This window comes from Microbulbifer sp. SE14, from assembly GCF_059834885.1.
Genome location: NZ_JCBAJA010000024.1, coordinates 35,127 through 49,628, shown reverse-complemented (window position 1 = coordinate 49,628; position 14,502 = coordinate 35,127). Strand labels below are relative to the sequence as shown.

18 protein-coding genes are annotated in these 14,502 nt (G+C 64.3%); 6 read left to right on the top strand and 12 right to left on the bottom strand.

Translation table 11 applies throughout. The features are described from left to right. The first annotated feature begins 197 nt into the window (after positions 1-197). On the top strand, positions 198-1,211 hold the full coding sequence (locus AC6R19_RS16335; RefSeq protein ID WP_500580917.1) for a zinc-binding alcohol dehydrogenase family protein: 1,014 nt from the start codon (positions 198-200) through the stop codon (positions 1,209-1,211). A gap of 289 nt (positions 1,212-1,500) precedes the next feature. On the opposite strand, the gene AC6R19_RS16330 is transcribed toward AC6R19_RS16335, so the two are convergent. Together AC6R19_RS16330 and AC6R19_RS16325 are read right to left on the bottom strand one after the other, a co-directional pair. Next, a complete protein-coding gene (locus AC6R19_RS16330) occupies positions 1,501-1,950 on the bottom strand; it encodes a GNAT family N-acetyltransferase (protein WP_500580916.1) in 450 nt (149 codons plus the stop codon). Beyond that, on the bottom strand, positions 1,919-2,221 hold the full coding sequence (locus AC6R19_RS16325) for a cupin domain-containing protein (protein ID WP_500580914.1): 303 nt from the start codon (positions 2,219-2,221) through the stop codon (positions 1,919-1,921). The genes AC6R19_RS16330 and AC6R19_RS16325 overlap by 32 nt, the downstream gene beginning before the upstream one ends. A gap of 437 nt (positions 2,222-2,658) precedes the next feature. Between AC6R19_RS16325 and AC6R19_RS16320 the strand changes: the two genes are divergently transcribed. Next, complete coding sequence (locus tag AC6R19_RS16320) at positions 2,659-2,805, top strand: hypothetical protein (protein WP_500580913.1); 147 nt, start codon at positions 2,659-2,661, stop codon at positions 2,803-2,805. Positions 2,806-2,813: 8 nt separating this feature from the next. Here the strand turns inward: AC6R19_RS16320 and AC6R19_RS16315 are convergent, their stop codons facing one another. The 5 genes from AC6R19_RS16315 to AC6R19_RS16295 form a co-directional block, all read right to left on the bottom strand. Next, positions 2,814-4,022, bottom strand: coding sequence for an MFS transporter (locus tag AC6R19_RS16315; RefSeq protein ID WP_500580912.1), 1,209 nt, complete (start codon positions 4,020-4,022; stop codon positions 2,814-2,816). A gap of 167 nt (positions 4,023-4,189) precedes the next feature. Continuing rightward, on the bottom strand, positions 4,190-5,452 hold the full coding sequence (locus AC6R19_RS16310) for an SGNH/GDSL hydrolase family protein (RefSeq protein ID WP_500580911.1): 1,263 nt from the start codon (positions 5,450-5,452) through the stop codon (positions 4,190-4,192). A 25-nt stretch (positions 5,453-5,477) separates the two neighbouring features. After that, positions 5,478-5,849, bottom strand: coding sequence for an SDR family oxidoreductase (locus AC6R19_RS16305; protein WP_500580910.1), 372 nt, complete (start codon positions 5,847-5,849; stop codon positions 5,478-5,480). 20 nt (positions 5,850-5,869) lie between these two features. Next, positions 5,870-7,099: an MFS transporter gene (locus AC6R19_RS16300; protein WP_500580908.1), complete on the bottom strand. Its 1,230-nt coding sequence runs from the start codon at positions 7,097-7,099 to the stop codon at positions 5,870-5,872. Continuing rightward, positions 7,096-7,812, bottom strand: a complete 717-nt coding sequence (locus AC6R19_RS16295) for a type 1 glutamine amidotransferase domain-containing protein (protein WP_500580907.1) — start codon at positions 7,810-7,812, stop codon at positions 7,096-7,098. The genes AC6R19_RS16300 and AC6R19_RS16295 overlap by 4 nt, the downstream gene beginning before the upstream one ends. A 105-nt stretch (positions 7,813-7,917) precedes the next feature. Between AC6R19_RS16295 and AC6R19_RS16290 the strand changes: the two genes are divergently transcribed. Further along, complete coding sequence (locus AC6R19_RS16290) at positions 7,918-8,805, top strand: LysR family transcriptional regulator (protein WP_500580905.1); 888 nt, start codon at positions 7,918-7,920, stop codon at positions 8,803-8,805. 171 nt (positions 8,806-8,976) lie between these two features. Here AC6R19_RS16290 and AC6R19_RS16285 read toward each other — a convergent pair whose 3' ends face one another. Further along, positions 8,977-9,393, bottom strand: coding sequence for a VOC family protein (locus AC6R19_RS16285; RefSeq protein WP_500580904.1), 417 nt, complete (start codon positions 9,391-9,393; stop codon positions 8,977-8,979). Positions 9,394-9,515: 122 nt separating this feature from the next. Next, positions 9,516-10,400: a LysR family transcriptional regulator gene (locus AC6R19_RS16280; RefSeq protein WP_500580903.1), complete on the bottom strand. Its 885-nt coding sequence runs from the start codon at positions 10,398-10,400 to the stop codon at positions 9,516-9,518. Positions 10,401-10,530: 130 nt separating this feature from the next. Between AC6R19_RS16280 and AC6R19_RS16275 the strand changes: the two genes are divergently transcribed. Together AC6R19_RS16275 and AC6R19_RS16270 are read left to right on the top strand one after the other, a co-directional pair. Then, positions 10,531-11,310 carry an SDR family NAD(P)-dependent oxidoreductase gene (locus AC6R19_RS16275; RefSeq protein WP_500580901.1) on the top strand — a complete coding sequence of 260 codons (780 nt, stop codon included), beginning with the start codon at positions 10,531-10,533 and terminating at the stop codon, positions 11,308-11,310. 12 nt (positions 11,311-11,322) lie between these two features. Then, entirely contained in the window at positions 11,323-11,628 is a 306-nt protein-coding gene (locus tag AC6R19_RS16270; protein ID WP_500580900.1) for a putative quinol monooxygenase, read from the top strand. 3 nt (positions 11,629-11,631) lie between these two features. On the opposite strand, the gene AC6R19_RS16265 is transcribed toward AC6R19_RS16270, so the two are convergent. Beyond that, complete coding sequence (locus tag AC6R19_RS16265; protein WP_500580899.1) at positions 11,632-12,132, bottom strand: GNAT family N-acetyltransferase; 501 nt, start codon at positions 12,130-12,132, stop codon at positions 11,632-11,634. Positions 12,133-12,138: 6 nt separating this feature from the next. Beyond that, positions 12,139-12,558 (bottom strand): rhodanese-like domain-containing protein, encoded by a 420-nt coding sequence (locus tag AC6R19_RS16260; protein ID WP_500580898.1) that lies wholly within the window; start codon positions 12,556-12,558, stop codon positions 12,139-12,141. A 119-nt stretch (positions 12,559-12,677) separates the two neighbouring features. On the opposite strand from AC6R19_RS16260, the gene ftrA reads away from it, so the two are divergent. Continuing rightward, the gene (ftrA, locus tag AC6R19_RS16255) at positions 12,678-13,631 is read left to right on the top strand and encodes a transcriptional regulator FtrA (RefSeq protein ID WP_500580897.1); all 954 of its coding nucleotides are present in this window, start codon (positions 12,678-12,680) and stop codon (positions 13,629-13,631) included. Here ftrA and AC6R19_RS16250 read toward each other — a convergent pair. After that, positions 13,628-14,467, bottom strand: a complete 840-nt coding sequence (locus AC6R19_RS16250; protein ID WP_500580896.1) for an N-acyl homoserine lactonase family protein — start codon at positions 14,465-14,467, stop codon at positions 13,628-13,630. The genes ftrA and AC6R19_RS16250 overlap by 4 nt on opposite strands. Between the last annotated feature and the right edge of the window lie 35 nt (positions 14,468-14,502).

Here is a 14,502-nt window from a genome sequence, read left to right as displayed (position 1 = left end):
GATGCCAGAGTCCAATGCCAAGGCCCTGATGCCGGGGGCCATTTGGGAAAAGCGCCTGCGGCCGGTGGACAGACCAATGAGGCTTTTCCCAAATGGCCACCGGCAGCAGGGCCGCCCAAGATTTTCTCACTGGCGACAGGGGGCGTGAGTAGTTATTTCTCAACAAAATGATTGCTACAGAAAGAGGAGCAACCCAGATGAAAGCCATTGGCTACTACAAACCCCTGCCCGTCGACGACGAGGAGTCCCTGCTCGACCTGGAACTGCCACTGCCGTCCCCCGGTTTGCGGGACATCCTGGTCAAGGTGGAGGCGGTGTCCGTCAACCCGGTGGACACCAAGGTGCGCGCCGGCGCCACGCCGCCGGAGGGCAACGCGCGCATTCTCGGCTTCGATGCCGCCGGCACCGTCGAGGCGGTGGGCCCGGAAGTGACGCTGTTCAAAAAGGGCGATCAGGTCTTCTACGCCGGCGCTATCGACAGGCCCGGCAGCAACAGCGAATACCAGCTGGTGGACGAGCGCATCGCCGCGCGCAAACCGGATTCCCTGTCCTTCGCCGAGGCCGCCGCGCTGCCGCTGACCGCCATCACCGCCTGGGAGCTGCTGTTCGATCGCCTGCGCGTCCCCTACGGTGTAAAGACTCAGGATGACGCCCTGCTGATTATCAACGGCGCCGGCGGCGTCGGCTCGATACTGACCCAGCTAGCCGCGCGCCTGACCGGCCTGACGGTCATCGCCACCGCCTCGCGCCCGGAGACTGTCGCCTGGTGCAAGGCGATGGGTGCCCACCATGTGGTCAATCACCGCGAGCCATTAAACGAGGAACTAAAACGGATCGGCATTCCCCAGGTGCGCTATGTGGCCTCCCTCACCGGCACCGACCAGCACCTGCCGGCCATCGTCGAGCTGCTCGCCCCCCAGGGCGCCATGGCGGTGATCGACGACCCGGCCACGCTGGATATCAAGCCTTTCAAGAGCAAGTGCCTGTCGGTGCACTGGGAATTTATGTTCGCGCGACCGGTTTACCAGACGGCGGATATGGCAGAGCAGCACCGCCTGCTGAGCGAGGTGGCCGCACTGGTGGACGCCGGTGTGCTGAAGACCACGCTGAAGGAGGAGTTCGGCACCATCAATGCCGCCAACCTGCGCCGGGCCCACGCGGCCCAGGAGAGCGGGCGCAGTATCGGCAAGTCGGTGCTGGCCGGTTTCTGAATTCGCGTTGTGCGGGATTGATAGAACTGCGCCGGGTTTAAGGGCTTTTTACTCCAGACTGCACAGGTCTGTCCGGTGCGGCACCAGGTTAAAACTCAAGTTTCGGAGTTCACAGGTGTTGCCAGGCCGGAAGGGAAGAGCCTTCGAGCGGCCCTGCTGCCGGTGGCCACCTGGAAAAAAACCTCATCGGTAAATATTTGCCAGGTGGCCACCGGCAGCAGGGCCTCCCACTGTGCCACCCGCAGTCTTCCTGCCCTCGATGTGAACTCCGAAACTTGAGTTAAAAACCCTACTCCACCCCCCAGCGGCAGACGCCTTTAATGTCTATTTCGGCACCGAGGCGCCTATAGAAGCTGATGGCCTGGTGATTATCCTGTTGTACTTCCCACCTCAATCGATGAAGGCCGCGGGCCCCGCAGATTTCCCTGGCTTTGTGCATCAATGCTTCACCGGCCCTTTTCCCACGAAATCTCTCCCATACGAAGACATCATCGATATTCATATAAGAAGAACCGAGCCAGATCGAGTAATTCCAGGTGTAAGAAAGATATCCCGCCACCTCCCCGTCTATTTCCGCCAGCAGAATCCCGAACTTTGGCGAGGGACCAAACCCGGATTCTTCTAGCTCAGCCCTGTCTGTTACAACGTATTGCTCCTGATCGTGGTACCGCGCTATAGCCAGGATCAAGTCGTATACAGCATCGATATCAGTCCCGGTTGCTTCTCTGACAGAGATCACTCAATTCTCCTCTTTTAGTTTTATCGATCGTTCTCGGTAGCGGGCAAAGGCGACATGGCACTGTTCGGCAGATCTGACCTCGCCCACCGCCGCTTTCCCTCCAGGCGGTATTCACGATACCTCTCGGCTCCACTAGCATAATCCTGCATTCACTCCCTGCAACAGGCCCGTGCTCCTTGCCCTTGGGAACCACGAACCTTTCCCCCACCTCCAAGGTCACTATCCCATCCCTGAACTCGATGTCCAGGCTGCCTTCTATGACAATGAACACCTCATCCGTCTCCTCGGGGAGCCCGGATCAGGAGATTGAGACCGAGACGCGGAATGAGCTGATGTGCGGATTCGGCTGGCCGATCACGATTTTCAACCGCTCCCACTACGAGGATGTCCTGGTCCAGCGGACTCTTAATGTTAGTGTGCAATCATTAAGATATTAACTGGAGCGCCCCTACCATAGTCGCGGATACCATACTCACCGAGGCTCTTGCTCTATGATGATTATCACCAGTGCATCCAGAACGGCAAGATCGTGATCGACGACATTCCGGTGTTGGGCGCAGAGTTTATCCTGCCCTTTAAGGCCAGGGCCTGACTTGACCCCACCAGCCATAAAAATGGAGGCCAGTCTGTTGACAGTAAAGCCATTAAAAGCATCGCAATGATGTGTTTCGCTTGTCTGTCTTGCCCGCCCCCACCCAACAGATTGATATGGCGGAGTCTATTAAGCAGGACATGGTGGAATTTTTGACGGCCATGACCGTTGAAGAAGGGTTGAATCTGCGGGACTTCGGTATCCCCAACCGCCTAACAAAAGTGTTGGAAAATCTGCGCACCATCCATCAGCTGGGAGCTTAACCGGACGGCTAATCCTCACTGCGCCTTTCCACCCAGCGCCCGGCAAAAAAAACCAGCAGGCCGCCGGCGGCCAGTACCGCGCCCACCAGTCCGGTGGAGGACCAGATGAAGCCCGCCTTCACCGTCACCCCGGCCAGCCAGGCACCCAGGGCATTGGCCAGGTTGAAGGCGGCGTGGTTGAGGGAGGCGGCGAGGGTCTGGCCGCCCTCGGCCACGTCCATCAGCCGGGTCTGCAGCGGCGCGCCCAGGGCCATGCTGGTGCCCACCAGCCCGACGAAAAGCAGCCCCAGCCACGCGGAATTGGCGGCGAAAAAGAAGAGCCCCTGCACTGCGGCGCACCAGACCAGGATCAGCGGAATCGCCCGCAGCAGGTTCCAGTCCGCCACCCGCGCACCGATCAGGTTGCCGAAAATGCCGCCCAGCCCGAACAGCGCCAGCACCAGCGGACCGAGGGATTCGGCCATGCCCGCCTGCTCGGTGAGGGTCGGCATCACATAGCTGAAAATCGCGAACATACCGCCGAAGCCGACGCCGGCAATGCCCAGGGTAAACAGCACTTGGTGCTTCGCCAGCGCCGACAGCTCCCGCAGCGGGCTGGCCTCCGGATCCCGCGGCTGTACCGGCACGAAGCGCCACACCAGCAGCGCGGTGAGCAGCGCTATGGCGCCGACCGCAGTGAAGGCCAGCTGCCAGCCGAACAGGTTGCCCGCCCAGGTGCCCAGCGGCGCGCCGATCAGTATCGCCACCGTCAGCCCGCTCATCACCCGTGCCACCGCCCGCGCCCGCTGCTGCGGTTGCACCGCCGCCGCGGCCACCAGCGCGGCCACGCCGAAATAGGCCCCGTGGGGCAGGCCGGCGACAAAGCGCAGCGCCACGAAGGACCAGAAGCCCGGTGCAAAGGCACTGGCGATATTACCCAGGGCGAAGACGATCATCAGCACGATCAGCAGCGCGCGCCGGGGCGCCCGCGCGGCCAACACGGAAATAATCGGCGCACCCACCACCACCCCCAGGGCGTAGCTGCTGATCGCGTAGCCCACATCCGGCGCGGTCACATTCAGGTCCGTGGCCACGCGGTTCAGCAGGCCCATGATCACGAATTCGCTGGTCCCGATACCGAAACCGCCCAGGGCCAGGGCGAATTCGGCCAACCCGGAACGGGAAGCGGGAACCGCGCGCCCCTCGGCGACGGCTACGGGAATTGCGGGGGAGGACATCTGGGGTTTCCTTACATCTGGTGGAAAAAACAGCGGAAGAGTGACCGCCATTCATAACATTGCGATATCTGTGCCAGCTTGTCATCAACCCCCGCAATCAAAACAGGGGGATGAGTTGCTCGATTGCGGAAAGAAATTTGCAGTATTGGAAGCTGCTGACAATTTGGTTACAGCAGCCGCGGATCGACCGCATCCGCCATCGCCTCATAGCCCTTGTCTCCCGGGTGCAGATGGTCGCCGGAATCGTAGGCGGGAAGGAAGCGGGACGGGCGCTGCGGGTCCCTGACAACCGCATCGAAATCGACCACCGCATCGAACTCCCCGGAGCCGCGAATCCAGCGATTCACCGCCTGCCGCAGCTTTTCCTTTTCCGCGGAGTAGTAGCCGGCCATCGGGGTCTGGTCCAGTGCGCCCTCGAAAGGCGTCAGGGTGGCGCCGACAATGCGCACGCCACGAATATGCGCCCGCGCGATCAGCTGGCGATAAACGGCGATCAATTGCTCCGCCGACGGCAGCTTTTTGTCCGGAGCCAGCGCCGAGCCCGGCCAGCCGATATCGTTGATACCCATCAGCACGATAACGGTTTCCACACCCGGCTGGCCCAGCACATCCCGCTCGAAGCGGGCCAGAGCGTTTTCACCCATCAGGCTGGCGAGCAGGCGCGCGCCGGAGATGCCCGCGTTGACCACCGCGATATCTTCCTCCGCCAGGCGCGCGGCGAGGAAATCCGGCCAGCGATGGTTGCTGTTCAGGCTGGAGGTATTGCCGTCGGTAACGGAATCGCCGAAGGCCGCCACGGCCCGCGCTTTCCCGGCGGTGTCCACCAGTATGCCGCTCAGGAAAATTCGCGTGTTGGTGGTGTCTTGCACCTCCATTTCCCGCTTATCCACCTGGTTGCCGGCGCCGATATAGGCGGTCTGCAGGCCGTCCCAGTGGAAGGTCTCCGGCGGCGTCGGCTCCGGCAGGAAGAGGCTGACCGCAAGCTGCTGCAGCGGCGCCACCGCCAGGTCTACCGGATCGCTGATCACCTCCGCACCCTGCGGAATAAGCAGTTGTTTCTCGCCGGAAAAAGTCAGCGCGCGGTTGGAACCGGGCACGATTTCCGATTCGCCTCCGGACAGCGCCAGCTGCGCGGCGTCTATCCGCAGTGGCCGGGAGCCGTACTTGTTGGACAGCACCACCCTCACCCGCTCGCCGCCGATACTGATCCGCGCCACCTGGCGCAGTGTCTGGTTCCAGAGGTGGAAGGGCGCATTGGTCGGCAGCGCAAAATCGCCGCCCCACAACGGCTGCGGGCTGGCAGACCAGGTGGCAACCCAGTTGCGCTCGCTTTCCCCGGCGGCCTGCGCCAACGGCACAGCAAGAACCGTCCAGGCCAGGAGCAGACAAAAGAACCAATTGCGCGGTGCGCCCTGTCGATTGAATTCCATTCGCTGTTCTCCACTACTGTCGCCATCAGGCGATGGTGTCCACCGCGCCGCCGTCCACCCGCAGGGCCGCGCCGGTGGTGGCCGAGGCCAGGGGTGAGGCCACATAGACCACCATATTCGCCACCTCCTCCACCGTCGCCGGGCGCTGGAGTATGGAACTGGGCCGCTGCTCCTTGACGAAGGCCACCCCCACCTCCCCGATCGACTGGCCGGACTTTTCCGCGTCCTCCCGCAGCATCTCCTCCACCCCCTCGGACAGGGTCGGCCCCGGCAGCACCGCGTTGACGGTCACACCGCTGCCCGCCACCCGCTTGGCCAGGCCGCGGGCAATGGCGAAGCCGATGCCCAGGGTGGAACCGGTCACTATGGCGGTCTTGCCGGATAGATCGATGTTCATAACAAACTCCCGTTTTACATTTATCCACACGGATGGGCCGCGCGCATCTCCATTTCAGAATGTTTCCCGGCCTTTTCCAGGCGCAGGCTCAGCAGCGCGGTGGCAGTCGCGGCCAGCGGTACCAGCGCCGCCACCCAAGTGAGCGCGGCCAGCCCCAAACCCAGATCGATCACATAGCCGCCCAGCCAGGCACCGATGGCGTTGCCCAGATTGAAAGCGGCGATATTGAAACTGGAGGCGAGGCTCTGGCCCGCGCCCTCGGCCTTGGAGAGCACCCACATCTGCAACGGCGGCACTGTGACAAAGGCAGCGGCGCCCAGCAGGCCGACGAAGATCACCGCGGTAATTTTGCTGTGCACGGCGAAGGTCATCAGCCCGAGCACCACCGCCAGCAGCAACAGGCTACCGAGAACGGTCGGCACCAGCCGGCGGTCGGCGAGGCGCCCGCCGAGCAGGTTGCCGGCGATCAACCCGGCACCGAACACCAGCAGGATCGGCGACACCGCGGCCTCATCGAATCCGCTGACTTGCGTGAGGATGGGCGCGATATAGGTGAACACTGCGAACACACCGCCGAAGCCCAGCACCGTAGTCAAGAGCCCCAGCAAAACTGGCGCCCGCGCCAGGGCGCGCAGGTCCGCGCGCCAGTCTGCGGCGGCGGGTGCCGAGTGATCCCGCGGCACGAAGGCCGCGATCACCGGCAGCGCCACCAGCCCCACCAGAGTCACCGCCCAGAAGGTGGCGCGCCAGCCGAACGCCTGCCCGAGCCAGGTACCGAAGGGCACGCCGAGAATGTTCGCCACCGTGAGCCCGGTGAACATGATCGCAATGGCTGAAGCCTTCCGATCCACCGCCACTAGTCCGGTGGCGACAATTGAGCCAACCCCGAAGAAGGTGCCGTGGGCGAAAGCGGTCACCACCCGCGCCAGCATCAGAATTTCGTAGTTGGGCGCCAACGCACAGGCGGCGTTGCCCAGGGTGAAGATCCCCATCAGCACCAGCAGCGTCAGCTTGCGCGGCCAGCGCGCAGTGAGCGCGGTCATCACCGGCGCACCCACGACCACACCCAGTGCATAACCGGAGATCAGCATGCCCGCCGCCGGAATGGAAACCGCGAGATCCGCGCTCACCTCCAGCAGCAGGCCCATAATCACAAACTCGGTGACGCCGATACCGAAGGCGCCGGCGGTGAGTGCCAGCAGCGCCAGCGGCAGGCGCAGTGAACCGGTTGCAGTTGCGGAACAGTTCATTGCGCCCGCTCCGCCAGCGCTTCCAGCAGCAGCTGCGCCACCTTCTCCGACGAGGCCGGATTCTGGCCGGTTATCAGCAGGCCGTCGCGTAGGGCAAAGGGCTCGAAGTCGGGGCCGGTTTTCACCGTCGCGCCCAGTTCGCGCAGACGGCTCTCGAGCGCGAAAGGCACCACGCCCATAAAGCCGGCGGCACGCTCCTCACTGTCGGTGAAAGCGCTGAGGGTGCGCCCGGCCACCACCGGTTTGCCGTCCGCATCGCGCGCGCCGACCAGTGCCACCGGTCCGTGGCAGACGGCGGCCACCGGTTTATTGGCAGCCAGGAACTCCGCCACTATGCGCCCCACCAGCGGATTCTGCGGCAAATCCCACATGGTGCCGTGGCCGCCGGGGAAGAAGACTGCGTCGAAGGACTGCCAGTCCACCTCCGCCAGCGCGCGGCTGGATTTCAGCGCGCGCTGCGCCTCCGGGTCATCCAGGAATTTTTCCACCTGCGGAGGGTTTTCGCCGCGCGGACTCAGGCTGCGTGGGTCCACCGGCAGTTCGCCGCCCGCGACGGAAACCACCCGCACCTGTATCCCCGCCTGTTGCAGTTCCATATAGGGCACCGCCAGTTCATCCAGCCACACGCCCGTGCGCTCGCCGCCGGGGCCCATCTCCCCGTGGGAAGTCACAATAATCAGCACCTGCAGCGCCTTATTGATTACTTCGATCATTACCTGCCTCCTTTCTAACAATACTCGGCGGGCACTATTGTGGTGTCGCGAGGCGCTGCCGATAATTGGCATTTCCTATAAAACACTTTTAAACAGTATTTGAAAATGCCAAATCTGAACGACCTGCGCCTGTTCGTGGAAGCCGCCCGCCTGGGTTCGCTCAGCGCCGCCGCACGCAGCCTGGAGCGCACCCCGGCGGCGGCCAGCGCCAGCCTGAAGCGGCTGGAAGAGGAGCTGCAGGTGCGGCTGGTGGAGCGCAACACCCGCAGCCTGCGCCTGACTCCCGAGGGCCTGCTGTTCCGCGAGCGGGTGGAGCCGGGGCTGGCGCTGCTGGAGGACGCCCGGCAGTCGGTGCACCGCGACTGCGCGGACGTCAGCGGCGAGATACGCCTGACCGCGCCGGTGGACTTCGCCCGCCAGTGGCTGCGCCCGCTGATGGATGAGTTCCAGGCCCTGCACCCACAGGTGCGCTTCACCCTGCTGTCCGGCGACACGCTGCGCGACCTGGTGTCGGAACCCCTGGACCTGGCACTGCGCTACGGCGAACTGCCGGATTCGGCGCTGGTGGCACGGCGGCTGCTGGACAACCGCCGCCTGGTGGTGGGCAGCCCGGCCTATTTCAAGCGGCGCGGCCACCCGCAGCACCCGCAGGACCTGCTCAGCCACAATTGCCTGATCTATTTCAGCAGCGGCGGCGCCTACCGCCGCTGGTCCTTCCAGCGCAAACGCGAGACCCTGGTGGTCGAGGTGAGCGGCGACCGCACCTGCGACGACGGCGCCCTGGTGCGGGAATGGGCACTGGACGGCGCGGGCCTCGCCTACAAGAGCGAACTGGATGTGCGCAGGGATATCGAGGCCGGCCGGCTGGAGCCGGCGCTCACGGACTGGAGGGGCAGCTCGGCACCGCTGAACGCAGTCTACCCGGGCGGCGGGCCGCGGCCGGTGCGGGTGCGGCGGTTTGTGGAGTTTCTGCGCGAGCGGCTGGGCAAATAGCGGATTGAAGGGGGCAAAGAAAGTGAAGCTCTGGCGCTCGGATATAGCGGAGCGCGCCGTCAGCGAAGTGCAAGTTGGCACCAGGTACGTGCTCAGCCTCGGCTGGGTCCCTGGAAGCTGAGAATGCGGCCCGGCAGGGTTTCGCTGTCGGGCGCCATTCGATGATGGCTGTCAGCCGCCCTGCTGTGCAAACGCGGCCATATCCATCCACACCAGCTCCCAGATATGCCCGTCCAGGTCGCGGAAGGCGCGGCCGTACATAAAGCCGTAGTCCTGTGTCTCCCTGAAAATGCCGCCACCCGCGGCAACGGCCTTGTCGATCAGTTCGTCGACCTCCACGCGGCTTTCGGCGGACAGGCAGACCAGCACCTCGGTGCTCTTGTCCGTGTCGCAGATCTCCAGCCCCGGCGTAAAGCCGCTGAACTTGTCGCGGGTGAGCAGCATGACAAAGTTGCTGTCGCTGACAACCATACAGGTGGCGGTGTCGTCGGTGAACTGGGGATTGAACTCGAAACCGAGCCGGGAGAAGAACTCGATGGATTTACCCAGGTCGGCGACGGGCAGGTTGACGAACATTTTTCTGGACATGGTGTTTCCTCGATGTAACCAGGTTTAAAGAAGTTTGCGTAACCTGGTCGCGGGGGTGCTCCGCCAATCGACAGGGGCTATTAAAAATTTTCGCAGGAGCCCTCCTCTCTCCCCACCCGCTTTCAAACCCGCGCGCGCAGAAAATCGGCAAACACCCGCAGCTTGGCCGGCAGATGCCGGCGGGACGGATAGTAGAGGTAGAAGCCCGGCGAGGCGGGGGACCAGTCTTCCAGTACCGATTGCAGCCGGCCCGCCTCCAGGTGCTCGCGCACCGCGTCCTCCAGCAGGAAGCCCAACCCGAGGCCGTCCAGCACCGCTCGCAGCAACAGGTCGTTGTCATTGCTGGTCAGGGGCCCCTCCACGGCGATCTGGCAGCGGTGCCCGCGCCGCTCGAAATCCCAGCGCTCCACGGCGCCGCTGCCAGTGTAGCGGTAGCGAATGCATTCGTGTTGCAGCAGGTCCTGCGGCTGATCTGGCGCACCGCGGCAGGCCAGGTATTGCGGGCTGGCCACCACCAGCCAGCGCAGTGGCCGGCTCACCGGCAGCGCCACCATATCCTGCTCCAGCGCTTCCCCCAGGCGGATGCCGGCGTCGAAGCCGCGGCTCACCAGGTCGGTCAATGTGTCCTCCACCAGGATTTCCACGCGGGTCTGCGGGTAGGCGCGGGCGAAATCGGCGAGCGCCGGTTCCAGCAGGTGCGGTACTGCGAGACGCGGCGCGGCAATACGCAGTGTACCGGATGGCTGGCCGCCCCGTTCGTGCAGCTGCTCCACCGCCGCCTCTATCTCCCCCAGGGCCGGCGCTATGCGCTGCAGGAATTCACACCCGGCCTCGGTCAGTCCCACCCGCCGGGTGGTGCGCTGCAGCAGGCGGGTGCCGAGGCGCGCCTCCAACTGGCGCATCGACTGGCTCAGCGCCGAGGGGGATACCTCCAGTTCCGCCGCGGCTCGGGTGAAGCTGGCGTGGCGGGCGACGCAGGCAAAGGCCTGCAGGCTGTCCGTAAGCATAGGCAGATTAGTAAGTTTTTCTTAATAGTGAATAAAGATAGTTGCTGTTTTTCCACTTAATCGCAATCCCTAACCTTCGACTGCACGGGCCGCCGGGCCCCAATACCAATCACTCGCAAGGAGCAGTCCAATGAACAGTGCAACCTCAACCCCCCCGCGCAGCCTGCAGGGCCGCGTGGCCATAGTCACCGGCGCCAGCTCCGGCATAGGCCGCGCCAGCGCGCTGGAGCTGGCCGAACGCGGCGCCAGGGTGGCCGTGGCCGCGCGCCGCGAACCGGAGCTGGAACAACTGGTGGCGGAAATCCGCGAAGGCGGCGGCGAGGCGCTGGCGGTGCGCACCGATACCTGCCGCGAAAGCGATATCGAACGGCTGGTGGCGGCCACCCTGGCCGAATACGGCAGCATCGATATCCTGTTCAACAACGCCGGCACCGAGGGCGTCTTCGCCCCGCTGCTGGAGCAGACCGCCGAGACCTACGACCAGGTGTTCGAACCCAATGTGCGCGGCGTCTTCCTGATGATGAAACACGCCGGCAAAGTAATGCTGGAGCGGGGCAGCGGCACCATTATCAATAACGCTTCCATGGGCGGCCTGATCGGCTTCGAGAACGGCGCCCTCTATATCGCCACCAAACACGCGGTACTGGGTATGACCAAGACCGCGGCGATCGAGTGGTTCCAGAGCGGCGTGCGCGTCAATGCGCTCTGCCCCGGGGTTATCGATACGGCAATGCCCGGCCGCATCTGGCCCTCGGCGGAAGCCATGCAGGAGTTCGCCCGCGCCAGCGTCGCCGGGCGTGCGGGGGCCCCCGAGGAAATGGCGAAGATAGTCGCCTTCCTCGCCTCCGACGACGCCTCGTTTATTTCCGGCCACGGCCTAGTCGCCGACGGCGGTTACACCATCGCTTAAAAAGGAAAAACCATGGAAAAACCATTGACCCTGGTGGCCCTTATCCGCGCCAAGGCGGGTATGGAGGAGGAACTCGGCCGGCGCCTGCAGGCGCTGGTGGCTCCGACCCGGGAGGAGCCCGGCTGCATCGACTACGACCTGCACCGCTCCGACGAGGACCCGGCGCTGTGGATGCTGTACGAGAACTGGCGCTCCCGGCGTGACCTGGACCTGCACTTCGAGACGCCCTACCTGAGGGATTTCCTCGGCCGCGCGGAAGAATTGCTGGCGGAGGAAATGGACCTGCGGTTTTTCTCGCCGGTGTCCGTGCAGGATTAGCGATCAATCTTCTGCGGAATACGCGATGGACACGGATTGTCTGTCGCTAACTGAAACATCCAGATAAAAACGCCGTTTTTCCAGCGCCCTTGCGCCGAGGCGCCGGTAAAAATCAATGGCGCGTTTGTTCCATGCAGGAGTCTGCCACTGCATCTCCACCAGCCCCGACCTGCGAGCCTCCGCTACAACACTGTCCAGCAGTCGCCGGCCAATACCCATTCCACGCCGGGCCTCGCACACATAGAGGCAATCCAGGTGCAGATATTCCGCAGCGGTCCAGGTACTGAACTCGCGGCTGGCCGCGGCGTAGCCAAAGAGATTTTCCGCATCCGCTGCCAGCCACAGGTGCACCCGCGGCCCTGCGCCGAAAGCGGCGGCCGCCAGCCGCTCCGGGAGCTGCGCGTCGGCGCAGAAAGAGGCCGCCTCGAAGGCTGCGTGTTCGGCGATCAGCGGCAGCAGCTGCGGAATGTCGGCCGGCGTCGCCGGCCTGATTTCTATTTCCACTGATTCTCAGCCGCGGGCCAGGCCGAAGCCCTCGTCGATCCAGCCGGTAACCCCGCCGATCATCTCCTTCACCGGTCGTCCCAGTTGGGCCAGTTTCAGTGCCGCCTTGGTGGAGCCGTTGCAGTGGGGCCCGGCGCAGTAGACGACAAACAGTGCGTCCGCGGGAAATTCCGCCAGGCGCGCCGGGGTGAGCTTCCGCGTAGGGATATTGACGGCCCCGGGCAGGTGGCCGGCGGCGAAGAGCGTCTCCATGCGCACATCCACCAGCACAAAGTCCTGCTGCTGGTGATTCATCGCGTACCAGACGTCCGCGCAGTCGGTCTCAAACGATAACCTGGCGGCGAAGTGGGCCGCGGCCTCGGCGGCATTTGCGGCCGGGGTCTTGCTGACGGTGGTGCTGGGTGAATTGGCGACTGGGTCGGTCATGGCTGGGTCCTTGTGTTGATTGCTGTGCGTGAATTGTCGGTATTCGACCCGCCATCGGTAACTGGCAATTTTGCCAAGGTTCGTATAATTTCTGCCAACCCGCTTTTGGAGACCTGCCCATGTCCGACAATCATTCTGTCGCCCTGGTGGCCTACGACGGCCTGTGCACCTTCGAATTCGGCGTGGCGGTGGAGGTGTTCGGCCTGCCGCGCCCAGAGATGGCCCAGTGGTACGACTTCCGCGTCTGCGCCGCGGAGCCGGGCCCGCTCAGGGCCACCGGCGGTATCCGGGTGCTGGCCGATGGCGGCCTGGAGGATCTGAGGAGTGCCGGCACAATCGTCGTGCCCGGCTGGAAAGGCATCGATGTGCCGGTGCCGGCGGAACTGCGGCAGGCGCTGCGCGACGCCCTCGGGGCCGGCGCGCGGCTGGTTTCCATCTGCTCCGGCGTGTTCGTGCTGGCGGCAACCGGCCTGCTTTCCGGGCGCCGCGCCACCACCCACTGGCGCTACGCACAGCAGCTGGCTGCGGCCTATCCCGATATTCAAGTGCAGGCGGAAGTGCTCTATGTGGACGAGGGCGACCTGCTCACCTCCGCCGGCAGCGCCGCGGGCCTGGACCTGTGCCTGCATATAGTGCGCAGGGATTTCGGTGCGCGCGTCGCCAACCAGGTGGCGCGGCGGCTGGTGATACCGCCACACCGGGACGGCGGCCAGGCGCAATTTGTGGAGGCGCCGCTGCCGGAGAAGCGTGCGGAAATATCCGCGCTCTTCGACTGGACGCGCCGCAACCTGCACCGGGAACTGAGCATCGACACCCTGGCCCGGCGCGCGAATATGAGCCAGCGCACCCTGATCCGCCGCTTCCACGAAACCGTCGGCTGCGCCCCCAAGCAGTGGATACTGCGCGAGCGCATCAACCGCGCGCGCAATCTGCTGGAGGCCAGCAGCCGCTCCGTCGAACAGATAGCGGCCGAATCCGGCTTCGGCTCCGCGGAAAACCTGCGCCACCACTTTCGCGAGCAGTTGCACACCTCCCCCGCCGCCTACCGGCGACGATTCGCCGAATCGGTTTAGTCCAGGTAGGCGGGGAATTCCGGCAGCGCGGCAAAATCCTCCGGTGCGTGCTGGATCACCAACCTGGCCCCGTGTTTTTCGATCAGCTTGCCGATGCGCTCGAAAGAGGCGAGCGTCTCCGCCCGGCTGGTGTTGATCGCCGGGATCCGCGCGTGGCGAAAATTGGCGCGGGTGTGGTAGAGATCACCGGACAGAAGCAGGGTACCGGCATTGGCCAGTCGCAGCATCAGCACTTGGTGGCCGGGCGTGTGACCGGGCGCGCGCAGTATGCGCACAGAGCCATCGCCGAAGACATCGCGATCCAGGTCGAGCAGCTGTTTATCCGCCTCGTCTAAAACTTTCAGGCCGCCCGGGTCGACGCCAAAGGGCGTCGGCGAGCCCAGCGCCCATTCCAGCCCGCGGCGGTTGAGCAGGAAGGTGGAATCCGCAAACTGCGACGCGTTGCCGGTGTGATCGAAATGAAAGTGCGAGAAGGACACGAACTCGATATCCGCCGGTGCCAGTTCCAGCTGCTGCAACTGTGTACGCAGGGTGACCGGTATGCGCGCGGTAATGCCCGGGGCTATTTCCACCCCGCCCTGCCCCGCCAGCCTGTCTCCCAGCCCGGTGTCCCAGATCAGGTCACCCCGCGGGTGCCGGATCAGGAAGCAGGGCACCGTCATGCTGCCACCCACGCCGGCGTACTCACCCGTGTCCTCGAACAGCGCCATGCTTTCCAGCTTCAGACTTCCGCAGTCCATGGCGTAAAGGCGCGGCCCTGCCGGCGCCGCCGACAGGGACTGCGCCACTGTGACGGCAATGCAGAGCAGGAGCCCGCTGACGATTGGCCTCAACATAAAACCTCCAACTGGTACTGATTAAAAACGCGAGA

Coding starts and splice junctions, on each gene's coding strand:
- AC6R19_RS16315 (WP_500580912.1), bottom strand. CDS start 4,022: ATGTCCTCCCCCGCAATTCCCGTAGCCGTCGCCGAGGGGCGCGCGGTT.
- AC6R19_RS16335 (WP_500580917.1), top strand. CDS start 198: ATGAAAGCCATTGGCTACTACAAACCCCTGCCCGTCGACGACGAGGAG.
- AC6R19_RS16295 (WP_500580907.1), bottom strand. CDS start 7,812: ATGATCGAAGTAATCAATAAGGCGCTGCAGGTGCTGATTATTGTGACT.
- AC6R19_RS16300 (WP_500580908.1), bottom strand. CDS start 7,099: ATGAACTGTTCCGCAACTGCAACCGGTTCACTGCGCCTGCCGCTGGCG.
- AC6R19_RS16320 (WP_500580913.1), top strand. CDS start 2,659: ATGGCGGAGTCTATTAAGCAGGACATGGTGGAATTTTTGACGGCCATG.
- AC6R19_RS16285 (WP_500580904.1), bottom strand. CDS start 9,393: ATGTCCAGAAAAATGTTCGTCAACCTGCCCGTCGCCGACCTGGGTAAA.
- AC6R19_RS16250 (WP_500580896.1), bottom strand. CDS start 14,467: ATGTTGAGGCCAATCGTCAGCGGGCTCCTGCTCTGCATTGCCGTCACA.
- ftrA (WP_500580897.1), top strand. CDS start 12,678: ATGTCCGACAATCATTCTGTCGCCCTGGTGGCCTACGACGGCCTGTGC.
- AC6R19_RS16290 (WP_500580905.1), top strand. CDS start 7,918: ATGCCAAATCTGAACGACCTGCGCCTGTTCGTGGAAGCCGCCCGCCTG.
- AC6R19_RS16260 (WP_500580898.1), bottom strand. CDS start 12,558: ATGACCGACCCAGTCGCCAATTCACCCAGCACCACCGTCAGCAAGACC.
- AC6R19_RS16275 (WP_500580901.1), top strand. CDS start 10,531: ATGAACAGTGCAACCTCAACCCCCCCGCGCAGCCTGCAGGGCCGCGTG.
- AC6R19_RS16270 (WP_500580900.1), top strand. CDS start 11,323: ATGGAAAAACCATTGACCCTGGTGGCCCTTATCCGCGCCAAGGCGGGT.
- AC6R19_RS16310 (WP_500580911.1), bottom strand. CDS start 5,452: ATGGAATTCAATCGACAGGGCGCACCGCGCAATTGGTTCTTTTGTCTG.
- AC6R19_RS16280 (WP_500580903.1), bottom strand. CDS start 10,400: ATGCTTACGGACAGCCTGCAGGCCTTTGCCTGCGTCGCCCGCCACGCC.
- AC6R19_RS16305 (WP_500580910.1), bottom strand. CDS start 5,849: ATGAACATCGATCTATCCGGCAAGACCGCCATAGTGACCGGTTCCACC.